Annotated in this window: 8 protein-coding genes; 4 read left to right on the top strand and 4 right to left on the bottom strand. The window is 71.8% G+C overall.

The features are described 5' to 3' along the window. Positions 1-230: 230 nt before the first annotated feature. Positions 231-1,955, top strand: coding sequence for a S8 family serine peptidase (locus HG543_RS17815; RefSeq protein ID WP_169345991.1), 1,725 nt, complete (start codon positions 231-233; stop codon positions 1,953-1,955). Between the two features lie 182 nt (positions 1,956-2,137). Further along, complete coding sequence (locus HG543_RS17810; protein ID WP_211193997.1) at positions 2,138-2,788, top strand: hypothetical protein; 651 nt, start codon at positions 2,138-2,140, stop codon at positions 2,786-2,788. 133 nt (positions 2,789-2,921) lie between these two features. On the opposite strand, the gene HG543_RS17805 is transcribed toward HG543_RS17810, so the two are convergent. Further along, positions 2,922-3,380 (bottom strand): DUF2267 domain-containing protein, encoded by a 459-nt coding sequence (locus tag HG543_RS17805; RefSeq protein ID WP_169345990.1) that lies wholly within the window; start codon positions 3,378-3,380, stop codon positions 2,922-2,924. Positions 3,381-3,810: 430 nt separating this feature from the next. Here HG543_RS17805 and HG543_RS17800 point away from each other — a divergent pair, with 430 nt between their 5' ends. Beyond that, positions 3,811-4,221, top strand: coding sequence for a hypothetical protein (locus tag HG543_RS17800; RefSeq protein WP_169345989.1), 411 nt, complete (start codon positions 3,811-3,813; stop codon positions 4,219-4,221). A gap of 147 nt (positions 4,222-4,368) precedes the next feature. Beyond that, the gene (locus HG543_RS17795; protein ID WP_169345988.1) at positions 4,369-5,532 is read left to right on the top strand and encodes a cytochrome c peroxidase; all 1,164 of its coding nucleotides are present in this window, start codon (positions 4,369-4,371) and stop codon (positions 5,530-5,532) included. Positions 5,533-5,592: 60 nt separating this feature from the next. Here the strand turns inward: HG543_RS17795 and HG543_RS17790 are convergent, their stop codons facing one another. The 3 genes from HG543_RS17790 to HG543_RS17780 all read right to left on the bottom strand — a co-directional run bounded on the left by HG543_RS17790 (position 5,593) and on the right by HG543_RS17780 (position 8,973). Further along, positions 5,593-7,005 (bottom strand): M24 family metallopeptidase, encoded by a 1,413-nt coding sequence (locus HG543_RS17790; protein ID WP_169345987.1) that lies wholly within the window; start codon positions 7,003-7,005, stop codon positions 5,593-5,595. Between the two features lie 111 nt (positions 7,006-7,116). Further along, the gene (locus HG543_RS17785) at positions 7,117-7,695 is read right to left on the bottom strand and encodes a putative periplasmic lipoprotein (protein ID WP_169345986.1); all 579 of its coding nucleotides are present in this window, start codon (positions 7,693-7,695) and stop codon (positions 7,117-7,119) included. A 27-nt stretch (positions 7,696-7,722) separates the two neighbouring features. Next, entirely contained in the window at positions 7,723-8,973 is a 1,251-nt protein-coding gene (locus HG543_RS17780; RefSeq protein ID WP_169345985.1) for a Kelch repeat-containing protein, read from the bottom strand. Between the last annotated feature and the right edge of the window lie 63 nt (positions 8,974-9,036).

Genomic DNA, 9,036 nt, shown 5'->3' with positions numbered 1-9,036 from the left:
AGGCAGGAGAGGGCCCTGGGGGCGGCCAGGGTCGAAGGGGTCCGCGGTTCCGGGGCCCAACACACGCGATGTGAACCCGCGCACCTCGCGTGCTCGGCGCCTCCCCGCGGCCATTGCGGAGGCGCGGAGGGATGCACTCCCTGAAGGCATCCGCGCTCCGTTGGCTGGAATCTCCTTCCGGCCCGAGCGGTGACGATGTCGTCAGGCGGCGTTGACGGAAGGAGTGGCTCATGAATCGGTGGGGACTCGTCGGGCTGATGGCACTGGCGGCATGCGCGCCGGAGAACACTCTGTACACGGAGGCCCAGGGAGGCGCCTGTCCGGGTGTCACCGCGGGCGCGCTCACGGACGAGGCACGGGCGCTGACCGCGCCGAGCCTGCCCCTGGACGACGGGCGGGAGCCGTTCATCATCCGCTACCGGGATGACGGCGTGTCGGCCGCCTCGCGCGTGCGCCAGTTCGGCGGCCAGGTGACGGCCACCTTCCGCAGCGTGCCCGCGGTGGCCGCGCGCCTGTCGTCCCGGGAGCGGGAGGCGCTGGCGAAGGACCCGAGCGTCGAGAGCATCGAGCCGGACCAGGTGTGGCACTCGCTGGGCGCGGCCACGGCACCGGCGTTGTCGTTCGCGTCCGCGGCGGCGCGGGGCCGCATCCCCGGTGGATATGCCGGTGGCCTGCGGCAGGTGCAGGCCAACGAGGTCTGGGACCTGGACGAGGACGGCCAGCCGGACCCGGGGCGGCCCACGGGCGCGGGCACGCGGGTGTGCATCATCGACAGCGGCCTGGACATGGAGCACCCGTCGCTGCGGCAAGCGGTGGTGGCCAGCTGGGACTTCCTGGACGGCGACACGAACACCAGTGACGGCGTCCTCGGCGCGTGGGGCTCCGGCCACGGCACGCACGTGGCGGGCATCGTCGCGGCGCGGCCGGGCGCGCCCATCAAGGGCATGGAGACGGGAAGCCTGGTGGGCGTGGCGCCCGGCACGGAGCTCGTCATCGCCCGGGTGCTGGACCTGAACGGCCGCACGCAGATGAGCATCGTGCTGGCGGCGCTGGAGTACTGCTCGGCCAAGAAGGCGAAGGTGGCCTCGCTGTCGCTGGGCGGGGGCTTCGCCTCGAAGACGACGCTGGAGGCGTTCCAGGCGGCGTACGACAGCGGGATGCTGGTGGTGGCCGCGTCGGGCAATGACGGTGGACAGGTGGTGTCCTATCCCGCGTCGGACCCGTCCGTGCTGGCGGTGGGCGCGGTGGACGACCAGGGCCGGCGGGCGGACTTCTCCTCCGGCGGGCACGAGCTGGCGCTGGTGGCGCCGGGCGTGGACGTGCTGTCCCTCTTCCCGCGCGGCCTGGGCGGCAGGTCCGAGGTGTTGGAGCTGGACGCGAACGAGACGCAGCTCATGTCGCGCCCGCTGCAGTACAGCCCCGCGGGCACCAAGGTGGCCCCGCTGGTGGACTGCGGCGCGGGTGACTCGCTGGAGTCGTGCAAGGACAGCACGTGCAGCGGCTTCATCGCCTACGTGCGGCCGGGCTTCCTCCCCATCGAGCAGGTCATGGTCAACGTGATGAAGCAGGGCGCGCAGGCCGTCATCATCGGCAACGAGGTGGTGGAGGGCGGCCTGGAAATCTTCTCCCTGCCCCGGCGCGGCCGGTGGGTGCCGGCCGTCACCATCAACCAGGCGGGCGGCACGATGTTGGACCGGGTGCTCGGGTACAACGTGCGCGTCCACGTGGAGCCGACGGACTACACGCACATGTCCGGCACCTCCATGTCCACGCCGTACGTCGTCGGTGTGGCCGCGCTGCTGTTCAGCGCCCACCCGTCCGCCACGCCCGCGCAGGTGCGCGAGGCGCTGGTGAGCACCGCGAGGGACCTGGGCCCCGTCGGCCACGACGAGGGCTACGGCCACGGCATGGTGCAGGCCCGCCGGGCGCTGGAGTCCCTGTCGTACCTGCCGTGAGTGACGGGTGCCTCGCCGGCCGTCCTCCGTCCTCCGCCATCCGATGACGGAGGGCGCGGCCGCCCCGTCCCGCGGGGTGGGGAGGACGGGCTCGGGAGTGGAGGCAGCGCCCCCATCCGGACGTTGCCGGGCCTTCCCCCGCGCTTCACGTTGCCTTTCGGACGCGGCGAAAGGAGTCCGACATGAAGCGATACGTGCTCGGCGGAGCATGCGTGGTGGCGCTCTGGGGGAGCGCGACGTGGGCCCAGGGTGACAACCCGCAGTCCATGGAGCTGGAGACGGTGGAGTTCGACACCCGGGAAAACCAGGCCGACACGGGCGTCTACGCCCTGATAGGCGGCGGCGCGGAGGGCCACACCGGGCAGCTCGCCCCCGCCGTCAACCCCGGCTTCTCGTACGGGGCCACGGTGGGCGTCAAGCCCAACCCCTTCCTCGGTCTCGAGGTGGGCTACACCGGCGGCGTCAGCGACCTCGACCCGGGTGACGGCGGCATCTCCGGTGGCGCGGACCTGGTGCGCAACGGCGGCCAGGCCGTCATCGTGGGCCACTTCACCGACACGAAGATGCAGCCCTACGTGATGACGGGCATCGGCATCGACAACTACAACATCCGCAGCGACAGGCTGGGGGACCCGCTGGGCTACGACGACGACACCAGCGGCTTCGTGCCCGCGGGCCTGGGCCTGCGCTACCAGGTGGGCAGTCTCATCACCGCCGACGCGCGCGTGAACTACAACTTCCTCTTCGGCCAGGACTTCGCGCCCTCCACGCTGGACCCGGGCGCGGGAGACGGCCGCTACAACGTGACGCTGTCGCTGGGAGGCACCTACTGAAGAGGCGCGCCCTCCACGCGCCATGACGGCGGGCGCCCGGGAAGCGTGTGCTCCGGGCGCCCCACCCTTCTCACCTCTTCACCGGCGCGAGGCGGGCCACACGCCCGCTTCCCGCGCCAGCGCTCGGGACACCTCAGGCGGGGCGGTCAATCTGCAGGCGCGCCGCGGCCCACGTCCCCTGGAGCCACTTGGGGAGCTGGTGCTCGATTTTCTGCGCCTCCGCCTCGACAATCTGCGTGTGCAGCGCGGCGAACACGCCATGCAGCACGAGCCGCACGTTCTCCGGCTCGGCGTTCAGGTGGTTGGCCACCATGAGGTAGAAGTCGTCGCGGTCCATCTTCGCGGGCTCCTCGCCCCGGTGCCGGTGACAGGCGCCCAGCATGGGCCGCACGTCCGGCGGAAGCTGGTCCCTCAGGTGCTGCACCAGCCCTCCGGGGAGCTCCTCCGTCAGCGCGCAGAAGACCGCCTCGGCGGCCTGCTCCGCGTCGTAGTCCGGAATCTGCGCCGACACTTTGTCCAGAAACGATTTCCGGTCCGTCCCCACGCCCAGCCCCGACCAGGACTGGGTTTGATCCTGCTTCTGCATCGACATGCGCGTCTCCTCTCCTTGCTCCTTCACCGTGAGGGCGCTCCGAGTGGCTCGCAGCAGACGGCGGACCATCGTCCCGGCCGCACGCTCCTCGGTCCCCCCACGCGGCCCCTCGCCGGTGTTCGCGATTCCGGAAATGGGATTCACGCATTCCCGATTCCGGGACTCGGAGACCGGCATCACGCGGCGCGGCATGTCTGTCTTTGATTGCACCGATGAACCCGGCTGATTTCCGGTACAGCCGGTGTCTCCAGGGATAGACACAGCGTCGGAAACTCCCCGGAATTCCAGGCGAATTCACCAATTCACGTCACAAAAAAGCCATGCGAAATGGGTGGAATGAATTCCCATCGCAATTGTATGTGGCGCGCGCCGTAGGTCGCCCGAGCGGTGACCGAGCCGCCTTCTCATTACCCCACGAATTGAGGAATTCATGTATCGCATTGCCGTTGCCGCCCTCGTCCTTGCCGCCACCGGTTGCGCCACCACGGGCGGCGGTGGAAGCCGCGAGGGCAACGCCACCGTCGCCGGCGTGGTCCGGCTGCCCCAGAGCGGGCTGCAGCTCGACGGCGCCTGCGACCAGGTCCGGGTGGTGGTGTCGTCGCCGGGCAACCCGTCGGACGCGCTGGGCAGCGCCATGGTGAGGACGAGCCGCGGCGGCCGCTGCTCGTTCACCGTGTCGAGCCTGCCGAGCAACACGGACCTGCAGGTGGGCGTCGCGGTGGACGGTGGCCTGAAGTGCGAGAACGGCGCCACGCCCACCATCACCCCGGAGCCCTCCCCGGTGAAGCTGGGCGACTACGCCACCGTCAACCGCGACTTCACGCTGAGCTGCGGGGCCTGAGCACGGAGCGCGCGTCTCCTCTTCTCTTCAGAAGCTGAGAGGGGGCGTGGGGATTGCTTCGCGGCGGTGGGGACGCGAAGCTTCCAGGCTCCGGTCACGGGGCGGCGGGATGTATCGCCGCCCCGCGACGTGAAGAAGGATGACCTGGTGAAGACTCCGCACCGCTTGCGCGCCTCCGTGCTCGCCCTGGCCCTGGGTGGGTTGGGGCTGGCGTGTGACACCGAAGAGGCGTTCCCGAACGTCGACGAACTGGACCAACTCCGCAGCCTGCACACCCAGACGCGACAGCCGCCGAAGGACCCGACGAACCGGGTGGACGGCGTGGCGCGGGCGGAGCAGCTGGGAGACCTGCTCTTCCACGACGCGGGGCTGTCGCGCTGCGGGACGGTGTCGTGCCAGAGCTGCCACGGCGGCGAGGGCCGCACGGTGGACACGGCGCTGGCGGAGGGCTGCGACGGCAAGCGCACGCTGCGCAACCCGCCCACGGTGTTGAACGCGGCCTACAACCGCTGGTTCATGTGGGACGGGCGCGCGGACCGGCTCTGGTCTCAAGCCATCCTGCCGCTCTTGAACCCGGACGAGATGAACTCGGACGCGCAGGTGGTGGCCGCGCGGCTGCAATCGGTGGAGTCCTACCGGACGGAGTACCAGGCCCTCTTCGGACGGGAGCCGGCGGCCGAGTCCGGCGACGTGCTGCTGGCCAACGTGGGCAAGGTGCTGGCGGCGTACCAGCGGACGCTGGTGAAGGTGGACGCGCCCTTCGACGAGGACGTGCGGCGCTTCCTCGCGGCGGTGGACGCGGGCACGGCGGAGGAGGACCCGGCGTACCTCGGGCTGAAGACCTTCGTGCGCAAGGGCCAGTGCATCGTCTGCCACAAGGGCCCGTCGCTGAGCGACGACCTGTTCCACAACATCGGCGTGGAGGACACCGGGCCGGGCTCGGGCGGACAGTGGGCGTCGCTGGAGGGACTGCTGGGCTGGTCGTTCAACGCCGAGGGCCGCTACAGCGACGCGCCGTCCGGCTCGGATGCCCTGCGGCTGCGCGCGCTGCGGACGCAGGCGAAGCAGCTGGAGCTGGAGGGCGCGTTCCGCACCCCGTCGCTGCGCAACGTGGCGCTGACGGCGCCGTACATGCACACCGGGGCGCAGGCCACGCTGGAGGAGGTCATCGACTTCTACAACGAGGGGGGTGACGCCGCCGGCACCTTCGTGGGCCAGAAGACGGAGACCCTCGTCCCGCTCGAGCTGACCGACGCGGAGAAGCGGGCGCTCGTGGACCTGCTGAAGTCGATGACGGGCCGGGAGGACTGAGCTCCCAGGTGTGGGGCTCCCTCCTGGTGGTGGGAGCCCCGCCCGTGACGCTCGAGGCCTTCAGCGCACCACGTGGAAGGCCGTCTGGCGCTTCCAGGCCCAGTGCACCTTGCCCTCGGCGTCGATGGTGATGTCCTCCTCCTGCGCCGAGCGCACGCGCTGCCCGTTCCACTCGGACACGGGGCTCGTGGCCTGCAGCTCGATGGAGTACCACATGTTCGGCATCACCTTGTGGTCACCGTTGCCGGGGACTCCCTCCTGCCGGTCCCAGAGGCCCACCATCGCGCCCGCGCCGTGGCCGTGCAGGCCGATGGGGTGCGAGTAGATGGTGCCGTCGATGCCCTCGGCCTTCATCCGCTCGCGCGAGACGCGCAGGACCTCATTGCCCGTGCGCCCGGGGCGCAGCTCCTCGAAGACGATGTCCTGGAGGCGGTTGGACACCTTGAGCGCGGCCTTGATTCCCTCGGGCACGTCCGTCTCGCCCTCGCGCAGCACGTAGCCCATGTGCTGCGTGTCGGTGTTCAGCCGCAGCGCGGTGATGCCGTAGTCGCAATGCAGCACGTCGCCACGCTGGATGACGGGGTCCTCGCCGAGCTGCGCCTCGGTGACGCCCTGGCGCTGCAGGTCCACGGAGGGATGGAACCACGTGTCCAGGCCCAGGTCCGCCAGCCGCTGGCGCATCCACCACTCCACGTCGCTCGTACGCGTCACGCCGGGGGTGATGACGTTGTTGGAGAAGGCCTGCTCGATGATGTTCCACACGAGCTTCGTCAGGTCCTCGTAGAAGCGGACCTCGTCCGGGCCGCGCCAGGCGATGAGGTCCACGGGCAGGCCTCCCGAGGGCTTGAAGCGCTTCACCCAGTCGGGGCCGAGCGCCTCGGCCATGCCCTCGTACTCGCCGTGGGTGAGGCCGTCGGCGAAGGCGAAGGTGCGCGACACGTTGATGCCGATGACCTTCGGATTGCGCTCCTCCAGCACCTGCTTGAGGACGAGCCACTGCTCGGGGCCCCACAGCTCCGCCTCGCGGCTGACGCCGCCGCCGTCCACCTGGCGCTGCGCGCGGCGGGGCGTGAAGACGCCTCCCTGCGAGCCGCCGCCGAGCGCCAGCCGCTCGACGCCCTTCTCCGGGCCGCGGTCGTGGAACACGTAGATGGTGCGGCGGCGGGCGGCGTACGTGGTGGGGGCGGACAGCGCGGTGAAGACGGGGTCCTCGTTGTACTCGCGCATGGGCACCACCCACATCTCGATGCCGTACTGGCGCATGAGCTGCGGCAGGGCCTTCTCCATGCGCTCGTTGAGCCACGCCTGCTGGCGCTGGGCCTGCTCACGCAGGGTGCCGAAGGGGCGCTCCGGCGGCGAGACGCGGGTGGCGGTGACGGCCATCGCCTCGCCCTGCGTCGGAGTCGGAGCGGGCGCGGTGGCACAGGCGGTGGACAGCAGCAACGGCGCGAGGAGACGGGTCCGGGTTCGCATGGGCGCGCAGTCTGTCACGCACCGGCGCGGCATGCCGCTGCGACGTGCACGGCGGGCGCGCGACACCTCATGAAGCCTCTGCCTGAACGGCACTCCCCGTCAGCGCGGAACTCACGGAGCGCCCACGCACGCGGCATCGTTCTCGCCGCACATCGCGACCACGCGCGCTTCGTCGACGGGTCGCTGGCAGCTGCTCGCGAGCGACGCCTCCAGCTCTGCGACGAGGGTGCGCATGCACTGCACACAGCCTGACTTCGCGCCCGCGGCGGCGCGGTCCAGCTCGGGCCCCGCCGCCGCGTAGTATTCGCGGATGGCCGCCACGCATTCCGCATGGGGCGTCGTGCTCCCGGAGCAGGTCTCCGCGTACGTGCACCGGGCCTCGGCCGTGCGCTCCGACAGCTCCGCGTACGTGAGCCCGGTCTCCTCCGTCCCCGCGCAGCCCGCGAGCAACCCGGCCACCATCAGCATTCCCATCAGCCGTCTCATGCCCCGCATCTGACCCGGACGCGGCGCCGCCGTCACCCGCGACGCCGCGTGCCCGTCCGCCCGCTCCATTCGGGTGGCGCCGTCATCCGCGCGATGCGGCGTGACTGCCCGCCCACACGGCACCGCCATCCTCCGCGACGCCGCGTGCCCGTCCACCCGCTCCGCGCGCGTGCCCTCCTCATGGAGCACGAGCGGCGCCGCCATGCTCCGCGACGCCGCGTGCCCGCCTGCTCACTCCGCGCTCGTGCCCTCCGCGCGGCACTCCCCGGCTGCGCAGACGTCGCCCGCGCACGGTCCACAGTCGAGCGTCCCGCCGCACCCATCCGGCACCACCCCGCACCGGCCGTCTCGCGCCGAGCACACCGCCGGCACACAGCCGCCCGGCACGTAGCGCTCGCTCGTGGTCAGCATGCCCGCCGCCTCGTTCTCACCGCCCATCACCAGCACCGCGCCGTCCGGCAACACCACCGCCCCGGTCTTCCCGCGCGGCTCCGCCAGCGTGTGCGCCGAGGCCCACGTCCCCGTCGCCGGGTCGAAGCGCTCCACCGACGCGAGCGCCCCCGTCGTGTAGTGCTCACCGCCCATCACCAGCACCGTGCCGTCCGGCAGCACCACCGCCGCGTGGTGCTCGCGAGCCACCGCCGGCGCCGCCACCAGCGTCCACTCGCCCGTCTCCGGCGAGTACACCTCCGCCGTGCTCGCCGCGCGCGCCGTCGTGCCGCCCATCACCAGCACGCGCCCATCTGGCAGCAGCGTCACCGTGTGCGCCAGCCGGTGCGTTCCCGCCGCGCCGCCCGCCGGCCCCGCCTTCTCCCAGCGCCCCGTGGCCGGGTCATACAGCTCCGCCTGCAGGCCGCTCGCGAAGAGCGCCTTGCCGTTGGCCAGCAGCACCGCCGAGCGCGAGCCACCCCGCGCGAAGCCCGGCGCCTCCGCCGCGCTCCACGTGCCCGTCACCGGGTCGAACAGCTCCGCCGTGCGCAGCGGCCGCCGGTCCACGTCCGTGCCGCCCGCCACCAGCACGCGCCCATCCGCCAGCCTCACCGCCGCAGGGTCGTTGCGCGCCTCGGCCATCGGCGCCACCTGCGACCACACGCCCTTCGCCGGGTCGTACACCTCCGCGCTCGCGAGCGCTCCCATGGCCACGCCGTGCGTGCCGCCCACCGCGAGCACGCGCCCGTCCGCGAGCCGCACCGCCGCGTGGTTGCGCCGCGGCGTGTGCAGGGCCCCCGTCACACGCCACGTTCCCGACGCGGGCTCGAACAGCTCACAGCTCGCGAGCGTGCGATTCCCGTCGTGCCCGCCCACCGCGAGCACGCGCCCGTCCGCGAGCGCGACGAAGGGCAGCAGCTTGCGCGGCGTCGTCAACGCCAGCGGCTGTGCCACCGTGCCCGTGTCGCCCTCCTCGGTCCGCGGACCGGAGCTGCACGAGAACACCAGCACGAAGAGCGCTACCGTGACGCAGGATGTCGAAAACCGTTGCATGAGCCCACCCGAAAGGCTGGTCGGAGAGGGCTCGTGTAGCCTGACGGTCTGACATCGCCGGGC

Origin of the sequence: Pyxidicoccus fallax, assembly GCF_012933655.1 — a bacterium.
GTDB lineage: Bacteria > Myxococcota > Myxococcia > Myxococcales > Myxococcaceae > Myxococcus > Myxococcus fallax.
Note: the sequence above shows the minus strand (reverse complement) of the source record. Positions and strands in the feature narration are given on the sequence as shown.

Bases quoted from the DNA above. Each gene is read 5' to 3' on its own strand.
- HG543_RS17815 (WP_169345991.1), top strand. From the start codon at position 231: ATGAATCGGTGGGGACTCGTCGGGCTGATGGCACTGGCGGCATGCGCG.
- HG543_RS17810 (WP_211193997.1), top strand. From the start codon at position 2,138: ATGAAGCGATACGTGCTCGGCGGAGCATGCGTGGTGGCGCTCTGGGGG.
- HG543_RS17805 (WP_169345990.1), bottom strand. From the start codon at position 3,380: ATGTCGATGCAGAAGCAGGATCAAACCCAGTCCTGGTCGGGGCTGGGC.
- HG543_RS17800 (WP_169345989.1), top strand. From the start codon at position 3,811: ATGTATCGCATTGCCGTTGCCGCCCTCGTCCTTGCCGCCACCGGTTGC.
- HG543_RS17790 (WP_169345987.1), bottom strand. From the start codon at position 7,005: ATGCGAACCCGGACCCGTCTCCTCGCGCCGTTGCTGCTGTCCACCGCC.
- HG543_RS17785 (WP_169345986.1), bottom strand. From the start codon at position 7,695: ATGGCGGCGCCGCTCGTGCTCCATGAGGAGGGCACGCGCGCGGAGCGG.
- HG543_RS17780 (WP_169345985.1), bottom strand. From the start codon at position 8,973: ATGCAACGGTTTTCGACATCCTGCGTCACGGTAGCGCTCTTCGTGCTG.